This window comes from Paraburkholderia sp. A1BS-2L, assembly GCF_051125205.1.
GTDB lineage: Bacteria > Pseudomonadota > Gammaproteobacteria > Burkholderiales > Burkholderiaceae > Paraburkholderia.
Genome location: NZ_CP120433.1, coordinates 28,965 through 47,423 on the forward strand (window position 1 = coordinate 28,965; position 18,459 = coordinate 47,423).

At 61.5% G+C, this 18,459-nt stretch carries 15 protein-coding genes; 3 read left to right on the forward strand and 12 right to left on the reverse strand.

Going from position 1 to position 18,459, the window contains the following annotated elements; translation table 11 throughout:
* Window positions 1–66: 66 nt before the first annotated feature.
* The 12 genes from P5W98_RS35745 to P5W98_RS35800 form a co-directional block, all read right to left on the reverse strand.
* Window positions 67–573: a hypothetical protein gene (locus P5W98_RS35745; protein ID WP_007183108.1), complete on the reverse strand. Its 507-nt coding sequence runs from the start codon at window positions 571–573 to the stop codon at window positions 67–69.
* A 140-nt stretch (window positions 574–713) separates the two neighbouring features.
* The gene (locus P5W98_RS35750; protein ID WP_007183107.1) at window positions 714–2,912 is read right to left on the reverse strand and encodes a DotA/TraY family protein; all 2,199 of its coding nucleotides are present in this window, start codon (window positions 2,910–2,912) and stop codon (window positions 714–716) included.
* The gene (locus tag P5W98_RS35755) at window positions 2,909–3,502 is read right to left on the reverse strand and encodes a hypothetical protein (protein ID WP_090839127.1); all 594 of its coding nucleotides are present in this window, start codon (window positions 3,500–3,502) and stop codon (window positions 2,909–2,911) included. Before P5W98_RS35755 ends, P5W98_RS35750 begins: the two co-directional genes overlap by 4 nt.
* Window positions 3,502–4,725, reverse strand: a complete 1,224-nt coding sequence (gene traW, locus P5W98_RS35760) for a conjugal transfer protein TraW (RefSeq protein ID WP_007183105.1) — start codon at window positions 4,723–4,725, stop codon at window positions 3,502–3,504. The genes P5W98_RS35755 and traW overlap by 1 nt, the downstream gene beginning before the upstream one ends.
* Window positions 4,722–7,787: a hypothetical protein gene (locus P5W98_RS35765; RefSeq protein WP_007183104.1), complete on the reverse strand. Its 3,066-nt coding sequence runs from the start codon at window positions 7,785–7,787 to the stop codon at window positions 4,722–4,724. Before P5W98_RS35765 ends, traW begins: the two co-directional genes overlap by 4 nt.
* Before the next feature lie 11 nt (window positions 7,788–7,798).
* Complete coding sequence (locus P5W98_RS35770; RefSeq protein ID WP_007183103.1) at window positions 7,799–8,551, reverse strand: hypothetical protein; 753 nt, start codon at window positions 8,549–8,551, stop codon at window positions 7,799–7,801.
* 48 nt (window positions 8,552–8,599) lie between these two features.
* Window positions 8,600–9,061 carry a DUF6750 family protein gene (locus P5W98_RS35775; protein ID WP_244144669.1) on the reverse strand — a complete coding sequence of 154 codons (462 nt, stop codon included), beginning with the start codon at window positions 9,059–9,061 and terminating at the stop codon, window positions 8,600–8,602.
* A gap of 36 nt (window positions 9,062–9,097) precedes the next feature.
* Window positions 9,098–9,631, reverse strand: coding sequence for a conjugal transfer protein TraQ (traQ, locus tag P5W98_RS35780; RefSeq protein WP_007183101.1), 534 nt, complete (start codon window positions 9,629–9,631; stop codon window positions 9,098–9,100).
* A 12-nt stretch (window positions 9,632–9,643) separates the two neighbouring features.
* Window positions 9,644–10,525 carry a hypothetical protein gene (locus tag P5W98_RS35785; RefSeq protein WP_028229511.1) on the reverse strand — a complete coding sequence of 294 codons (882 nt, stop codon included), beginning with the start codon at window positions 10,523–10,525 and terminating at the stop codon, window positions 9,644–9,646.
* A 37-nt stretch (window positions 10,526–10,562) separates the two neighbouring features.
* Window positions 10,563–11,906, reverse strand: a complete 1,344-nt coding sequence (gene traO, locus P5W98_RS35790) for a conjugal transfer protein TraO (RefSeq protein WP_007183099.1) — start codon at window positions 11,904–11,906, stop codon at window positions 10,563–10,565.
* A 10-nt stretch (window positions 11,907–11,916) separates the two neighbouring features.
* On the reverse strand, window positions 11,917–13,107 hold the full coding sequence (locus P5W98_RS35795) for a DotH/IcmK family type IV secretion protein (protein ID WP_007183098.1): 1,191 nt from the start codon (window positions 13,105–13,107) through the stop codon (window positions 11,917–11,919).
* A gap of 11 nt (window positions 13,108–13,118) precedes the next feature.
* Window positions 13,119–13,952: a DotI/IcmL/TraM family protein gene (locus tag P5W98_RS35800; protein ID WP_244221231.1), complete on the reverse strand. Its 834-nt coding sequence runs from the start codon at window positions 13,950–13,952 to the stop codon at window positions 13,119–13,121.
* A gap of 1,300 nt (window positions 13,953–15,252) precedes the next feature.
* On the opposite strand from P5W98_RS35800, the gene P5W98_RS35805 reads away from it, so the two are divergent.
* The 3 genes from P5W98_RS35805 (at window position 15,253) to P5W98_RS35815 (ending at window position 18,401) form a co-directional block, all read left to right on the forward strand.
* The gene (locus P5W98_RS35805) at window positions 15,253–16,200 is read left to right on the forward strand and encodes a hypothetical protein (protein ID WP_090839332.1); all 948 of its coding nucleotides are present in this window, start codon (window positions 15,253–15,255) and stop codon (window positions 16,198–16,200) included.
* A gap of 423 nt (window positions 16,201–16,623) precedes the next feature.
* A complete protein-coding gene (locus P5W98_RS35810; protein ID WP_007183094.1) occupies window positions 16,624–17,550 on the forward strand; it encodes a replication initiator protein A in 927 nt (308 codons plus the stop codon).
* Window positions 17,551–18,098: 548 nt separating this feature from the next.
* Window positions 18,099–18,401 carry a hypothetical protein gene (locus P5W98_RS35815; RefSeq protein WP_084170445.1) on the forward strand — a complete coding sequence of 101 codons (303 nt, stop codon included), beginning with the start codon at window positions 18,099–18,101 and terminating at the stop codon, window positions 18,399–18,401.
* Window positions 18,402–18,459: the final 58 nt, after the last annotated feature.

Consider the following 18,459-nt stretch of genomic DNA (forward strand, 5'->3'; position numbering starts at 1 on the left):
ATGCAAAAATGGGCATGGTCGCCTCACAGCAACACATGCCCACAGGTTTGCCTATACGGCCTGCTCTCAGCCGAAAATCGTGACGAGGTTCGCCTTGCACTCGTCGGCTTTCCGACGGTCGATACGCACACCCACAACCGGCAACGCGGGCACACGCGTCAGCAGCTTCAGCAGCGCCGGTTTGTTCTTCTCGACGTCCAGCTCCCATGCGTTCACGTTGTCGAAGTCCACGAGCGTCTCGGTGCCGTCGTTGACATCGACGTAGAGCGCTTTGCGCGTCTTCGGATCGAAGCCGACGTAGCGGTTGTAGATCACCGACACGACCTCCCACTGCGGCGCGAAGCCCTTCGCCTTGAAATTGGCGACGCGGGCGAGCACGCGGCCGCGCAGGAAATTCGGCAACGTCTTCAGCAGCAGGTAGCCGAGCACGAAATAGCCGAGGCAGCCAACCAGCAGCGGCACCGACACCTCGAGATCCTTGCCGGCATGGTTGGCCACGATGAAGAAAAGCGGCACAGCCAGCACCAGGCCAAGCAGGTAGAACGGGCGGAGCACATACCAGATGATGTTCATTTTGGTCCTCCTTAGTATGCCGCGATTTTGTATCACGTCTTGCATACGGAATTTCTACAAGGTCATTCTAGCATGAGCTATTGACAAGGGCCAGCACTATTGATAAGGGGCCGACTCCTGCGAGCCAGCCCCCATTCACATCACGCCTTGATGCCGTCGCCCGGCTTGTTGCCACCGGCGCCCGGTCCTCGACCACCGCCCCCACGACCGCCCGGCATCATGTGCTCGAGCTTGTTCGAGAAGACGTTGAGCGCGTTGCGCATGCGGTCGTTGTCGTCGCGTCCCACCGTCGCCGAGGCGTGGCCACCCACCCAATTGATCACCTGGTCCGGCACGATGAAGATTAGGTTGAAGCAGCTATGCACGAGGTTCAGGCACATCGACGCGTAGATCGCGAGGAAAAAGATGATGCTGAACAGACCTGTCACGGAGTCGAACTGCGCATTGGCCACCGCGATGCCGTACAGCAGATTTAACAGCGTGCCGCCCGCGATGACGCCGGCACCGCCGAGGAAGAACCCGATCACCATCAAGATCGGACGCACCATCACGTTCAACAGGAAGATGTAACCGTGTGCGGTGCGATGACCGAGGCCATCGCCCTCACCGCCTAAGTGCGTGATCGCCCACAGCGGAGCGGCAATGATCGCCTCGCCCACCACGACGAGCCAGTTCACGGCCGCCCCGAACCAGATGATGAACGGAACCATCGGCAGATAGGTCGACAAGGTGCCGCCAAGGATGAACAGCGCAATGATCGCCATCACGATGAACGGCGACATCGCGTCAAGCACACCTTGCAAGGCGTCACCGATCGACGACACGGCGTTAGCCACCTTCGCAAACATGCCGGCGACGCTCCACCCTTCTTTGACCTGCGCGATCGCCTTTGCGGTCACGTAGGCGCCCAGCCCCGTCTCCGCGGCCGCCATCGTGTAGTCGCCGAGATTCTTCATCTTAATGAGCGGATTGACTTGCCCGCGCCCTTCCCCGCCGGCGTTGATGTCGATCATGTAGTTGACGATCCGCTGACCAGGCGCGTTGAAGAAGCTGCCGATGATCTTGTTCGCGTCCGAGCCGGCCGCGCCCTTCGAATAGTCACCCGTGCTCGACGTGCCCAGCGTCGGCGTGTACGTCGACGTCGCTTGCTGCGCCTTGTACGCCGCCATCGAGCTCTGGTAGACCGTCAGCATGGCCGGATCGCCTTCCGACGACATGCCGTACACAGAAGCCTTTGCCGCTACCGCGTCGGAGAGCTTCGTGTTGGCCTGAGCGAACGTCTGATACCACGCGCCCAGCGTCCACCACCCGCCTTCCTTGATCGACGTGCTCAACTGGCTAGCCAGTTGAGCAATGTTGCCCTGCTTCGTCGCAGCCATGCTGCTGATGGTGTTTTCGTACTGCTGAGCCGCCGACTGGATCGCAATCTCCGCGTCGGGTAGCGCTCCGCCTCCGCCATTCTGTTTCTGGATCACAGCGTTGACGAAACCCTGCGCGGATGACGTCAGGCTCGATTGCATCGCTTGCAGCGCCTGCAGGTGCGCTTGGCGAATATCCGACGTGTCGATCGTACCGCTAAACCAGTTAGTCGACTGCGACTGCGGCTGGAGATCGTTGTTGATGTCGGCACCACCGCAGACAAAGCTCGAGTTCTTCAACACGAAACCCGAGTTGGTCGGCGACTGCTGGATGTAGCCGTCCTGAGTCACCAGCGCGCCGCTCGACTCGGCCTGCGCCAAGCCGGCATTGATCGCGTGCATGCACAGGTTCGACTCGAACACGCTATGCGCGAGGTTGATCGTGCTCGGCATCACCGGCTGCACAACCATCGACTGGCCGTTCTCGAAGGCCGACACCGACGCGTCGACGCCGAGGTTGGCGATCCCGACGCCCATCAGCGAAGCACCCCACAGCATCAGCAACTGCGAGAGCGACCAGCCGTTCGCGGTCGGCACGAGCGAGGCAAGACCCCACACGATCCGAATCGGCCCCCACATCGTGTGCTTCTCGCGGTCGAACACGGCACCATCATGGGCCGTCTGCGACACCTTCTTGAACATCACGTAGCACGCGAAGAACGCGCCGACGACGAGCAGCGCCCCGTTTGCGACTTGGAAAATTCCGGCCAGAATCGTATCGCTGCCGCCGGCGCCGCCCGTAGCGAGCGGGTTGTTGACGACGTTGCCGTAGATCGATACCAGAGCTTCACGGGACTTGTCGCCCGAGCGTTGAGCGGCCTGCGTGATCTCGCCGATCGACGTAGTTTGCGCCAGTGCTGGCAGTGACAGCAGGGCCGCTATGCCGGCCATGAGGCCGGCGAAAATGCGGGAGGTCTTCATGCGCGCGACCCTCCCTTGCGGCTGAACTCGGGATCGAGCGTGACCCACCACCATCCCTTCACTTCGCGCATGAAATCACCGAGGCCGCCCCTCTCCTCTTTTGAGAGCCGGTGCGTCCGCAACTGCCACAACCGGAGTTGCGCGCCCAGCGCAACCATGAAGAACACGGGCTGGCTCGCGAGCAGCGAAATTGCCCCGAGTGCGATGCCGCGGTTATGACCGAACCAGATCCCGCCCAGCATGCCGTAGAGGGCCATCAATGCGAAGAACGCTGCGGTGCCGATCGCGACGCGCTTCTTGCCGAGAAAATAGCGGTACAACTCGTCTTCGCTGAGCGCATTCTCAGAGCGCTTGCTCATCGCATCCGAGAACGAGTCGTTGCGCTGCTCCTTCGGCCCCTTGATGCCTTCGACGATCGTCTTGCGCGCGTCGTCGCCCAGCTCCTTCAGGGCGCCGAGGCTTTCCTTCGTCCGTTCGGCTTCCTTTTTCGCGAGCGCGACGGTCCGCCGCATCGCCGCGAACGGCAACAGTACGCGCCATGCGACCTTGCCCGTCGTGCGCAACGCGCTCTTCTTCTCTTCCGTAGCCATCACTGACCTCCCATACGGCCGCCAATCGCCCGGTACTTCTGCGTCAGGATCGGCTCGTATTCCTGACGCGCTAGGCTCGCGAGAATCTGACCATTGATGACGTTGCCCTTGCGCATCTCGTTTTCGACCTTGAGCAGCAGCCAGTTATTGAGCGACGAGACGCGAATTTGCTCGCGCACCAGGTTATCGCCGCTCATGGCCTGCAGATCCGTCTGGTACGCCGTGTTCGCATACCGTCGGCCGACTTCGAAGGCTTCAAACTCGCGCGCGGACATCATGCCGGTTGCCTTCGCTTGCGACGACGCCACCTGGTTGTAATACGACGCCGCCGACGGCGCTTGCAGCGCATCGGTCAGCAGATCCTTCGTCGCCGAGTTCGGCTGGCTGTCGGCAATGAGTTGATCTTGCGGATCGGAGGCTGCGGAGATGACGGAGTTGTACTGGTTCATCAGGCCCACGTATTGACCGCCCGCGACCGTGTTCGCTTCACCCTTGCGCAGTTGCGGCCCGATCGACCGACGAATCGAGTTCTGCGTGTACATACGCGCGGCATCGGTCTGCGCCTGCGAGAACGTGAGTTCCGGTGCCTTTCCGTTCGGACCAGCGCCGCTCAGCACGGAGTCGATGCGCTTGTCGGCGCCGGGCATGTTGCCGGACACCGACGGGCACGCGGGAGCGCCACCATAGGCCGAGTAGTCGTCGCTGTCGCAATACTGAGCGTGGATTTTCGCCGCGCGCGACGCGTCGATTTCCGGTGCCGGCGGTGGAGAGTTGATCGCCTGCGCGATCGCGGCATTCGCGATCGACCCACCACCACCCGGCCGGATACCACCCTTCGCCGCGCCGGCGGCCGCACCGACCTGGACAGCACCGCCCGAGCCGGACTCGCTGCAGATATTGTCGGGCACTTGATAGCGTTGGCGCGCGTCCTCGACTCGGCGATTCATCTCCATGTTGACGTCGTTCTCGCGCTGCGCCCGCGCGGCGGCTTCGATCGTGCTCGCCGTCTTGCTGCCGTTCTCATTCACGGCCACGCCCAGGTTGTACAGCAGCGTGCTCACCGACGTGTTCATTGCGGAGATCGCGCCCGTGATGGTCGTGTTGGCGATGTTCACTGCGCCCACCACGCAGCCGTCGCAGATCGCGAACGCCGGCGTCGACGCCACCAGACCGCCAACCAGCGCCGCAGCGGCGAGCGGCTTCATTACGATGTTCTTCTTCATACGGCCAACTCCCGTTGCTTCCTGATGTTGCGCGTGTACGCCTCGACCAGCTTGCCCGCCAGTCGCTCGACGACGGACACGTCCTCTTTCTCCGACGATTCGGTGCGCATGTGCTCAATCGTCTCCAACGCGGTCCCCAGCGGGAAGTGCTCAGCGAGCAGCTTGCGCGCTTCGTAAGGCCCGATTCGTTTGTAAAGCCGGTTGCGCAGCGCGACGTCTTCCTGCGTCGTCGAGAACGCCCACAGCTCGATCGGACCCACGGTGTTGGTAAGGAGCTGCACGACGAAACCGACCTTCGTCTTAAACAGCGCGAGGAAGTTGCCGCCTTCGGGGCCCGGACCGACGGCTTCGCGTTGCAGCCGTCGGATCGCTTCTTCGGAAACGTTGTAGAGCGTGCGCAGAATCGACTCGTCGGCCGCGTTGCCGCCGCGCATCACATAGACTGCCGTCGCCGCGTTGAGCAGCTCTTCCGGATAGTCGGCGAGGTACTGCGAGGCGTTGACGATACGGATACCCCACTTACGCCCTTCTCGCCCGTCCTTGATCATCGTCTGCACGAACGCCTGCTGACCGCCAGTGTTATGCACTTCGTCGTAAGCGATGGTCTTCTGCTCGTCTTGAACGTCCGCTACCCGCTTCAGGTGATAGTCCTGATACATCTCGGGGATCACGGGCAAAACCACTTCCTCGCGGAGGAAATAGTTCTTTGCTGCCATCTGCCGCGCGAACATGTACATGGCGGCGGTACGAAGCATGCCCTCGGGCGTTTTCCCGCCAATCACGTCGTTCAGGTCGATCGAAATGACGCGCGTCTCGCTGTTCAGCTCGAAGCGCGTGCGGCCGGCGAAAAGCGCGTAGTTCGACGTCGCCACCGAGAAGCAACGGTACATGTACTTGAGCAGCGGCTCGTTAGTGCCTTCGACCCTAGCGTCGCCGAACAGGTCGCGGATCGACTCGTCGTTCAGATATGCGCTGAAATCCTGCAGCACAGGAACGGCTTGGCGCTGCGCGAGCGAAGCCTCGCGCACGTAGCCAGCCTTGAACAGCATATCGGTCACTTCCCACCACTTCGCGACCGACCACCACTCTTCCGAATACTGTTCCTTCAGGCCCGACGACTCGAGCACATCGTCGACCGTCCGGTCGATATGCGGCTCGTACATGTGCGGGTTCTTCGTCGCACGATCCTCGTAGGCAATCCGTAGCAGCATCTCGTTCACCTGCGAGCAACCCGCAGGCGCTTTCTTGGTGCCGGGATCGGTACAGAACAGCGTCATCAGATCGACGAGGAATTCGGTCTCGCGCGACGTCGGCGAGCGCGCGCCGAGCTGCGTGTCATACGGATTGGTCGCATAGTCGACCGAATTCTGCAGGCGAAGATACACAGCCTCGCTTTTGCGATGCTCCGGCAACGAATCCTTGATCAACTGGATAAGGCCGGACGAAGACGGGCCGACATCGATAATGGTCATCAACGGCAGGCGAACGTTGCCGGCGCGGTGAACCGTCGCGCTGTTCATCGAGTTCATGAGAACCGACTTACCGCTGCCCGGAGGCGCACTGATAAGCTCGATCCACGTGTCCTGCAGGCGACTGCCCAACTGGATCGGATAGATTTTCCCGTCGGGCGTGCGAACAATCAACGAACCGCCGTCGCCCCACGGCGTCGCCGGCCGCTGCAACGGCAAGAGATACAGCGCATCGGGCAGCGGCGGCACCATGCGGTTCGCGATGTTCTTCGTCGTAAAGCCCGGAATGGTGGACGCCCACGCAGCCAGCGGATCGCCGTGTACCGACGTCACTTGGCAGATGCCCCACGACTGAATCGACTTCTCGAGCGCTGCCATTCGGCGCTTCGTTTCGCGCTCGGAAGGCGACCAGGTGGACACGGCGAATTTCATTGAGCAGATCGCGTCTTCCTTCGATCGCTCGTTCAGGTCGATAAACGACTGTCGGATCTGGCGGTTGCTGGGCAGCATGCCCACGAACGCGACCATCATTTGCCGAGCCCGCATCTCATTGAGGCCACCGGGATTCAGATCGACGCGAACGCGCCACGGGATTTCGCGGTCGATCGAAGCGAACAGCGACGAAAACGGCTGCGGTTCCTGCGGCCCGAGCTCCATCGACATGTTGCCGTGCCAGAGGTCGTCCGTCTTGATGATCTCGCGATGGTTCGTCACGTCGTTCGTGCAAACCTGATAGTTGACCGGCGGCGCCGAGAGGTCCGAGTGATCGTGCTTGTCTTCCCGGCCACGCGGGATAAAGCGATCGCCGGGAAGCACCGGCCGAAACTTCTGCGAGGTCCGTTCGCGATTGACCATGATCCGCACGCGCTTGATCGCTTCGTGCGCGCTGATCGGCCGGAGCATGATGCCCGGCCGCCCTTCCGAGCCGCTGCGCTCGAAGTCATGACGCACGCGATCCACCATCGTGTCGTGACGATATTTCATCGCCATTATCACTGACGCGGGATTCTGACCGAATTCGATGCGCGGCAGATTGTGTTTCTGCGCATCCACCGACCGTTCCTTGAGCTCCCGCTTCATCTCCTCGGGGCTCATGACGTTCATGTGCGTGTACACGATCATCAGGTTCTGTTCCCACGCGACGAGCGGAGCATTACGCCGCACGCGGTCCAGAATGATGTCCTCCGACTTCAGGCCGATACGCCGAGCCGCATTGATCTGCGGCTCGGCAAGACGCATCAGCTCGTCAAGCGATCGATCGGGATCTCGCTCGAAACCGAACGTGATCGAGTGGCCGTAGCGCTTCATATAGCCGTTCATCTTCACGCGCAGGTTGTCGATCATCTTCCCGAAGTCTTGATCCGACAGGATCTGATACGTGCCCTGCACGTCGAACGCGGTCAGCAGCGCGAGCTTGTTGTCGACGACGATGTACGGGTCTTTCAGGCCCGGGTGCCGCTTGATGTCTTCTTCCGTCAGGCCCACGGCCGTCGCCAGCTCGCAGTATCCGGCGAAGTCCTTGCCGATCCAGTAACGCGCGAGATAAGCGAGCGTGTCCTCGATCGCGGTTACACCCTTGTCCAGAAAGCCCATGTTCGTTCCTTTTATGCAGGCGCGTTCATAACGTCGTGATACACCTGGCCCCACTTGCCGACCGGCAACGTACCGTAAGATTCGCGCGCCCACGTCGCAGCGACTTGCGTGTACGGGCCAGGATTGAAAACTACGGCGAGGTCTTGAAAGACGACCTCGCGCTTTTCCCGGTCCTCCTCCTCGAGGCGAACGATCGCCTCGGCGAACACAGCCGGGTCACTCGTGCCCCAAGCGTCCTTCGCGTAGTCGCGATGCGAAGCCATCCAGTTCAGCAGCTTCTTCGCATCCTCCCGCACGACAGGATCGTCCGACTGCATCGCAACGATGATCGTGCGCTGGAGATGGTTCGCATCTTGCCCACTCAGTCCCGGCAGATAGGCGATCACGGCGTTGCCTTCGCCGAGTTCGCCGAGATGGTTCCAGCCGTGGCACAGATGATCCGCGGCGCGCAGGTTCTCTGCTCGCACGTCGCGATGGTTGTCGCTCAGGTTGTGAACCTGGTTCTGCGACGAATAGAAGCCGCAGAACATGCAACGGTGCCCGTCGGCGACGAGCGTTTTGCGGCGTAGATCCTGCTGCTCGAATTCGGGTTCCGTCGGCTCGACCGCGCTCGGGTGCTTGTCGCCCCAAACGCGGCTTTTCGTCGAAAAGAGCAGAGCCGGGTGCGCCGCCTTCTCGAAGTTGCTGCCCAAGCTTGGCTTAGGCTGCACCTTGTCGAGCTCGACGTCGGCCGGGTCGTGAATATCGGTTCGGTCTGTCGTCATCGCTAAGTAGAGGCGGTCGGTTGACCGCCCTCCCCCGTATGAGAGCGGTTACTGCGGCAGCGCGCCTTGCGACGAGCTCTGGATACCTACCGTTTCGCCGGCCTTGATCATCACGAAGCCGGTCGCGCCGAGAGCGGCACCCGCCAAGATCGGAACAAAAATCTGGCCGCCCTTGATCTGGCTATGCTCGCCTTCCTTACCCTTGCGCCACCAGTTGTAGCCGCCGTAGCCTGCCCCGCCGAACCCAACGGCGGCGAAGAGCTTGCCGAGGTTGGTCTTGATTGAATCGCCCTGTTGGGCGGCTGAGTCGACCATCCCGGCAATACCATTGGTGGCCTGAGCGTGTGCCGCAGTCGCGACGAACAGACCCGTAAAGGTCATCGCGGCGCTTGCCATCATGATGCGACGCTCGCGCGGCGTCCGCGATTCCACATAGTCCGCGCACTTTGCCGTCGCGCTAATGTGCGCTTTACGCCCGAGGTCTCCGAGCCACTCGATGGGCTTGAACATTACCTTTTTCATACATCTTCTCCTATCAAGGTGGAACTACCAGTAGAGGCCGAAAGATTGCCGGAACGCCTCGATAACATCCGGGATCTGAACCAGCATCGCCCCGCCCACCATGTGAGTGAGGGCACGCCAGACAGAATCGTCAGCACCGTGTGACGACTGCCCGTCCATCGATGCTTTTTTCAGAATGACGACGCCACGAAAGAAGAAGACGCCGCCCGCCACACTCGCGATCGTTAGGACTGCATTGATCGCGTCCGCAAAGCGACCGAAATCGGCCGCCCCACTGTACGAAATCGGCCCGTAGCTCACTGAGCCGGTGCCGAACGAATTCCACGTCGCGTTGATGAACTGCGACAGGTTCAACAGCAGGCCGCCGATCAGGATGATCGGCAGAATGTCACCGATCGTGACCGGAGACTGGCCCGGCAGTCGCGACGCGCGCTGCATACGCAACAGCGAGTTCCCGACGTACAGGATGCCGACCACTACGCCGAGCACCCAAAGGAATCGCCACATCGCCACCGAAAAATCGCTGGCGAAGTGGACGACCATCTGAGCCAGATCCATAGCGTCGCGCTCCTATCGAATGGTGCCGAGCGACGTCACAACCTGACGCGTCGAGGCATCGACACGAACGATGCGCATGCCATCGATGACATCGCCAGCTTGGACGACATAGGTGCGCTCGGCATTCTGAATCCATGCCTGGTCGCGGTAGACCGTGTTGAGCGTGAAGTCGCCCGGTTTCGTCGTTCCGGCGCCAATACGCGTCGTCGCCGTCGGCGTGGTGCTTACATACCGACGCGGTGAGGTCGAAACGTGACGCACCCGATGCTTCGGCTTGCTGACGCTCGTGCTCGCGGTCGCGATCGGAGCAGGACACTTCGCCGCTTGCGCTTCGGCCGTGGCGAGCTTGCCCTGCAGATCGTCAACCTTCGCCTGCAACTCGGTTTCCTTCGCTGTCGGTTGCGATGCTTGCGTGCTGGTCGCGCTCGCACCACCCGGCGCTGACGCAGCGGTTACCGTCGCCGCAGATGCACCGCTTGCCGGAGCCACCGCAGTCACGTCGCTCGCCGGGGCTGCTGTCGCAGCCGTGACGCTCGAGGCCGCGACTGCCGGCGATGTGGCGGGCTGATTCGCGACCGGCTGATACTGTTGAGCCCGGCTTGCATCGGTCATTGCCTGATCGGGGTTGAGCATGCGCGCGGTCGTCGATTTGTCCGAAGACGATCCGCTGAATACATACGGCCAGCCGATCCACGCCGCTGCGACGACAGCGCAGGCGATCGCGAAGTGCACCGGGCCGAGCTTCGACACGAAACTCGGCAGCGTGGAAGCCTTCGGCTGCGCTGCACTGGCTTGCGTTTTTCCGGATTCGCTCGCGTTCTTCGCATCCGGCTTCATGTTGAAAATGTCTACGCCGGAATCCGGCTGCTTATCCTTGCCTGTCGGGTCGCTCATATCGGGCACCTTTTCGTATCGTGTCTATTATACGGAATTATTGCTGAGGATAGTAGCCCGATCCCGGCGGCTGGTAATAGCTCGGAGGCGTGTACCCAGGCATGTTGTACGGCGTATTGCTGTAGCCGCCGTAGCCGCTCGGAGCCACGGGAGAAACGTTCAGCTTGGGCGGTTGCGATGCCGGCTGACCCACGGCGCTGAGCGGATCGGTTCCGGGAGCCATCGGCTGGCGAGGTTGGGTCGGTCCCGTCGCACCAGCGGCAACGTCGTCGCTCGCGAGCACCGGGCCGATGAACTGAATCCAGATAGGCGTGTCCTTCGGGATAAGAACCTGCTTCACTGGCATGTTCGCCGCGTCGTTGGCCAGCACCTGCCCCGCTTGCTGGCCCATACCGCCCGCAATCGTTCCACCGACAGCGCTCCAGCTTGGCGTCGACGGATAGGTCTGGATGACACCGCCTTGCGGCGTGATGATGTTCTGCGCGGCCGCCTGCTCAAAGAGTTGACCAGTTCGCCCAATGCCCATCGCGATGGCAGGGATGATGATGCGCGAGAAGTAACGGTTGTTGACGTCGCCCGACAACGCCGTGCGCATCGTCGTTTGATCCATAGCCTTCGCGGTCACCTTGTACGAGTGGCCCTGCCACTGCATGTACGAGAACGTCATGTCGACCGAGTTGGTGATTCGCTTGTAGCCCATCGCGAACAGCACCGCACCGGCGTACTGACCGTTCGGGATATACGCCCGCACGACCGAATTCTCATCCGTATCGATAGCCGTCTGGAGCATGGCAGGGATAAGAGCGAAGTCCTCGACGACCTTCACTTTCGCTGCGGCCGCCGCGGCGGCCTGTTGCACCTGGGCCGGCGTGTCCGACTCGTGCATCAGCGACTTCGCGTAATCAGCGCTGTCCGTCGAAACGCGCGCAGTGCTATGCGGCACCGGCGCCCAGTTCGCCATCAACCCCTGCATCTGGTCACTGACTTCCTTCTGACGCTGCTGGTCCTGCTGCGGGTTCTGTTGCTGGGCCGGCTGCTGGTAGTAGACGACCTGCTGCGCTTGAGGCTGGGCCTGCGGCGCACTCGCGGGCTGATCCGGTACGTTGTTCGTGCGACTCGACAGCACTGACAGATACGACTGCCCGTTCTGCTCGGCATCGGTCGCCTTGGTGCGGTTGTATTTGTCGAGAACCTGCGAATACTGCTCGCTTTCTTTGGTCGGTGTGCCGCGCCCTTGCGTTTGCACCGCGCTGATCTGCGACTGCTTGCGCGAGCTGTCGGCGAAGTAGGTCGCGGCGATATAGCCGACAACCGCGATCGTCACGATGACCCCGATCGCGACGATTTTGCTTTGGCGCCCGACGTCCGATTGTGTACTCATGCTCTGCCTCTCAATTGATGTCGAGTTGGAGCGTCACGGACCGGCCCATCTCGGACAGCGTGACGTAAGGGGTCGGCGGCAACCGATAAACGCGCGTGCCGTCGGCGGCAGACATGCTTTGATCGAATGCCGTCTGAATGTCGTAGTTCGTGCGAACGAACATCGCGTCGCCGTACTGCCAAACCTGCGTGCGTGCCGGTACGTCGCCATGCGCTGTCACGCGCTTCGCGCCACTCGGCGGAATGCCGTCGAGGAATCCCTGCATCGTGTCGTCGTACAGCGCGATACGACCGGCTCCGAGGAACGGGGCTTGTGCGTTCGGACCACGGCCGGGCACACGCAGATCGAGGCGATAGTCGACAACGCGGCTCTTCTCTTTCGAATCGGGCTCGCCGGTGGCGAGCTTGACCACGACCGGCGTCGCCATGCCCTGAAGGAAGACGGTCACATTACCGTCTTCATAGGCCGATAACGCCGAGATCACGACGGACGGCGTGCCTTGCAACCATTCGACATCGAAGTAGCGGGCATCGGAAACTCGCGGAGCAACGGCGAGCGGCCACGGCGCGCCCGTCGAATCCACGAACACCAGCGTCGTCTGCTCGCCGGGCAGCACGCGCGCGATCGGGAGCGCGGCACCGGGCGAGAGGTCGACCGAGATGCTGCTGATCCGGGGCACGGTCCTGACAGGGTGATAAGCCTTTGCCTTGCGCGAGTCGTCGAGCTGCTGACGCAGCTTGACGATCTCGCCGTTGCTGAAGGGCGAAACGACCTGCTCGGCGCGTTCGTAATTGCTCGGAGGCGCGAGCGGGGGCATCGGCGCGACGCCATTCTGAGGTACTGCTCCCGCCGGATACTGCTGCGGGTAGCCCTGCGGGGCTTGTCCGGCCACAGCATAATTCGCCGCTCCATAGTTGGTTTGCGGGAACGCAGCCTGAATTTGCTGCTGCGAGCTCATCGGCGCTTGACCAGGCGGCGGCGGAAATGCGCCGGCCGGTGCGCCCGCATTGACCCACTGCGGGGCTTGCGCTTGTTGCGGCTGCTGCGGTGCCGGTGCAGGCGCTGCGACACCTTGCGCGGCCGGTGCCGCGCTTTGCTGCTGCGCCGGTTGGGGTTGAGGCTGTTGCGCGTTTTGAGCCATCGCCGGAGCGAGTGTGCTGGCCGCCAACGGTGCAACGAGCAAAAGGGCGAGTCGTTTCATCGTTCGAGTCCTCAAAGCGGCTTCGTCACCAGTTGGCCGACGCCGATGCCTTCAATGGAGTCGAGCGTGGAAACTCGCTCGATCCGAACCGTTGCGAGGAAGCGCTGCGCAGGAAGCTCAGACGTCTGCCCCGACAGCTTGACCTCGATCGGCATCTCGACGTACCACACGTAGACGCCGTTCTCGACGCCCTCCTTTGTGAGAACGCCAGTGCCGGCAGTGATCGACATGTTCATGCGGCGATCGCGCACGGTCGCCAAGACGCCCGAGGCTTGCAGCGATGCGATGAACGACTTGAAGCCGTCGCGCGTGTAATTGCCGCGGATGTCCTCGAGCTGTTGACGCCAGTTGAGGAAGTCCATCGTGAACGAACGGTTCATCGTGTCCTTCGCGTACTGGATCACGTCGGCCGCTTTGCGATACGGCTGCGACATCGGAATCAGCGGGAAGATGCGGCCGTTGTCGGAGGCGAAATACTGGCGGTCCGGGTTGAACGCACGCCAACCGAGCGCACCATTCGCGACGACACTGATCAGAAGCGCTGTCGCGAGAATGAAGTTCAGCTTGACAGACGAGCCTGCAATGAATTGCAGGTGCTTGCGGTCCTTCTCCATCCGCACCGCCGGCTCAACCGCATCGGCTGTTTGATGAAGTTGAGCGGCGAGCTCCGCGAGTTGCTCGCTCGCCGCATTCGGCTCTGCTGCATCGGACACGGCCTGGTCTCTCGAGGGAAGCGGGCCGGCAGCTACGGCCCGTTCCTGGTTTGCTTCGTTCAGTGCGGTCATCGAACCACCTCCTTTTTTCCGTATTATAACCATGATGCAAAAAACGACAAGAGCGCGCAAGCCTGACTGTCGGGGTTTTTGGTTTCATCAGTCGATGTAATTGTTAATTCCCATGCAGGATTGAATACGGAACGGAAGCAAGCGCTTCTGAGGCGCCCTTTGGGCTCGTATATCGCCGACGTTTTCCGGCCGATTTCGTATATCGCCGACACTTGAGGGCCTCACCGATTGCCCGCTAAGCCTCGAAAAACAAGGGGAAGAGGTGGATTTAGGACGAGAGAGCGGTACAGGAGGGGAGATGCGACAGGCTCGTACATCGCCGACAAGGGTCGTACATCGCCGACAATGTGGATAAGCCTCTGGACAGGCTGTTGAAGCGCTCGTATATCGCCGATGGATAGCCTCGGATATCAGCGACAAATGACTCGTATAACGCCGACGGCCATTTCGTACATCAGCGACATGCGCAACGCGCAAAGCCCTGTCGCGCAAGGCGTTTGAGGAGTTTTCCACAGCGCTAACACGCGCGCGGCTGTTAACCCTCCTTTTTTTACAAAACATAGTAGTAACGCGGCAGAGGCCTCCGCCTCTTGGGGGGCGCAAGCGCCCCCCGCCGGCTCGCTACGCGCGCTCAAGCGCGCTCCGCCCCGGCCGCGCTACGCGCGTCCTTCCCGCCCGGCATCCCCCCAACAAGTGGCGCGGCACAGCCGCGCAGGTTGACCAAGGCCGCGGCGAACAAGGCTTCCACGCGGCAGGCAAGCCTGCCGTGAAGCACCTCCGCGCCGCGGCCAAAAGCATTCAATAAAAAGGGAGGGCGACCTTGACCCTGCCGCTTCCAATCCTTGCACCGTCATCGCAGAACGACCGTCTCACTTCGAACAGCAAAAAACCATCATCTCGATCCTTCAGGCTCCGCCTCTACAAAGTAGCGACAAGCGAAGGCCGCCGTCGGCGGCCACCCACCCATCCCCCCGCCCTTCCCGCCCTGCGGGAAGGGAGCGAGTCGCCCTCTGTCGTCAAGGGTGCGGGGGAGATGAAACCACCCCCACACCCTCGACTGGAGCGTCTATCCCGGCACGCCAGCCCGTCAAGGGCCGCTGCGCTGCCGTCCTCACCCGTTCGGTGCTCGACCTGGCCTGCGGCCAGCTCTGCGCTCCGCTGCGGCTTCCGGGCGTCCCCTTGACCGCCTGACATGCCGAACCCCCCAGCCAAATATTTACGCAATTACGTATTTACGTATGTACGTAAGCAGACTATAATAGATCCCATGCAGTGACGGCCACGCCTCACCGCATCCCGGCCGGAACCACTGGCGGCTACCAGTCCCCGGCCTACCTCCCAACCGTCTAGGAGCACTGCGATGAGCGAACAATTCGGCTTCGATTTTGGCGACGCTGCCGCGCGGGCGTTTGCGCTGGATGAGCCCGGAACTTGGCTTGATCCGGAATACACCGTCGAGCAGTATCGTGCGATGTTTGCGAAGGGAACTGATGCGGTCCAGCGCATCGCTGGTCCGGCACGGCCGCTGTTCGCGCGTGGCCTCGCTCTCGCCGGCGACGAACTCGAGAAGATGGTCGAACGCTGCGACGAGGACGACGAACCGCGCCATCTCTGGCGCGTGACGTGCAAGCCAACGGACGACGAGTTCGACGCATTCGTCGCTCACTGCCGGGCGATGGTCGGGTCGGTTTTCGACGGGATCGAATACAAGGTTCGGGACGAAGATGGATGCGTGGCGACGGCCGCGATGTACGTGCGCGACGTCGGCACGCTGATCGCGTGGCGATGGTCCGAGACCAATCGCGCCATCGACTTCCAGCCGTGGCGCGACTCGTTTTTCTTGGACAGCTACCGCGACGGGATTCACGCGATCGAAGCCCCCTATTCGACGTGGGGACATGCTTACTGCGCCGACAAACTCGCGAACTCCAACGACGGAATCGCCAGCGTGCCGACCTTCGTGGTGAATGGTCGGGAATACATCAACGACGGCGGTTTCAGCCGCGGCTCCTATCGCGAATGCGAGGGCTGGTCGTTCACCGCGTTCTCTGACTGGCAAGGTGCGACGTTCAGCTATCGCAGCCAGTGCCGAGCGTGGGACAACGGTAGTCTCGAACGCGGCGATCGGCGCGGTCTCGTGGTTCGCGTCCGTGGCCAGCTTTGCGTGTTGGACGGTGCCGTGAAGGTCTACGATACGCAGGCGACCGACGCTGTTTGGCAGGCGGACGACGCCGACGATGTGGAGACGGACGACGAAACCGACATCGGCGAAGAAGAGGAAACGCTGGAGGAAGAAATTGCCGCCTGAACGTGGCAATTAGGATAATCCGCCAAAATATGGCAAATTAATTAACGCGAAATGAGCGAAGCCCGGTTGGCGGCTACCAAACCGGGCTTCTACCAGAGCAAAGGCCCGTCTAGGAGCGCGTCCGCTTAGGATACCCATCATGATAGCTGTTCCATCCATTGACCTCAAGCAAGGCCACGTTGCCCGCTGGGAGTCAGCTACCGGGTTCTACGAGCTGCGGCTGTTCCGCGATCTCTTTGGTTATCCTGTCGCTCTTCGCACATGGGGCCAGAAAGACGGTACGCGCATTCGGATGCTCCAGACAGTTCTGGAGACGGATGACCGATGCGCACCGCTCTTTCGACTCGTGATTAGGCGCATGCGTGGACGTCCGTACACGCTTTGTAAGATCAGTTGAAGATGGAAGGACCGGAGGCCGGATCAATGGCAGCAACACCAGTACCCGTCAGGGGGCAACACAAACCGTACACGCAGACGGAGCTATTTGCGGCGAACATGCTTGAGTGGCCGGTCAAGGACGACCTGGCCAGCATGGAGTTCCCGCTATTCTCCCTGTCGAAACGACGCGACACGACCGTGCGCGAATACGTCAGCCCGTCGACTCAGAAGCGCGTCAAGGTAATTCCGTCCGTGCTGGGCGCCGCCACTGTCTTCGACAAGGATTTGCTGCTCTATATGGGCTCACAGATCATTGAAGCCCGACAAGCGGGATTGCCGATTTCTCGCACGGTGAAGATCGATACCTATGCGTTTCTGACCGGCACCGAGCGAGATCCGGGCGGCAAAGCCTATGACAACATGCTCGACATGCTACGTCGTCTGAAAGGTACGACGATCGAGACGAACATCGCGACAGGCGGCGAAGAGGAGACGAGAGGGTTTGGCTGGATCGAGGACTACACCATTACTCGGCGGACCAAGAACGGGAAGGGTGTCCTCGAGGTCGTCGTCATCGTCGCGGAATGGCTGTACAAGGCATTCCTGCACTACGAGGTGCTGACCATCGACCGCCGCTACTTTCTGTTGTCGCAACCGCTCGAGCGTCGGCTGTACGAGCTGGCTCGCAAGCACGCCGGCGACAAGGCCATCTGGAAATGCGACATCGAGATCATGCGGCAGAAAAGCGGCTCGATCCAGTCGCTGCGACATTTCCGGGCCGACGTCCGAGACATCATCAAGCGCGATGCCCTGCCCGATTACCGTGTCGCGCTGGACAGCAGCAAGAAGCCCCACCGGATCGTGTTCTACTCGCGCGACAGCAGGGCGTTGACGAAGGAGCTGCAGCGTATCGACGGGTTCACTTGGTTTGAGCAGCTCGAGCGGCAGGGCAACCTAATGGCCGACGACTAACGGAACGGGGTCGTACTTCGCCGACACGCGCTGTCGGTGCCCGCAGTGACTGTTGTTCCAGCGTGCTGTAATCGGGACGTTCCGGCCCGTGGCCGCTGCTCTACCCTCCCGCCTACATCAACAATTCGACGGCACGGAAGGCTTTTTCGAGCCTTTTGCCTATCTTCCTAAGTGTCGTATATCGCCGACCTTTCGGCTTAGTGTACGTACATACGTAAGTATGTGGTAATGCACCCATCCCCCCGCCCTTCCCGCCCTGCGGGAAGGGAGCGAGTCGCCCTCTGTCGTCAAGGGTGCGGGGGAGAGAACCCTTCCCCCCCACCCTTTCCTGAAGCGTCTATCCCGGCACGCCAGCCCGTCAAGGGCCGCTGCGCTGCCGTCCTCACCCGTTCGGTGCTCGACCTGGCCTGCGGCCAGCTCTGCGCTCCGCTGCGGCTTCCGGGCGTCCCCTTGACCGTCTGCCATGCCAAATATTTACGCGATTACGTATTTACGTATGTACGTACGTATGGCAACATAGCTATACCCTTTCCTGCGCGGAGATCTCGATGGCAAATATGAAGTATTTCCACGGCGATCGCCAGCTTGTGGCCGTTACGAGCATGTCGAACACTGAATTCGCGCTGCGGTTTCCTGGCGTGGTCGGCCGCCGGTACGACGGCTATCACATGTGGGTCGGATCTCCCGCCGACGCACGTGACCAAGTGCTGCCGGTCGAGCGGGTGATCGAGTACAAATCGAACCCTAGCCGGCATGAATGTGACGCTCGCTGCCTCAACGCGACGGGCCGGATCATGCGCTGCGAGTGCTCATGCGGCGGGAAAAACCACGGAAGAGGCTCACGACGTTAATACGCAATTACGTATTTACGTATGTATGTATGTACGCTATACTAGGTTGGTGCTGCCG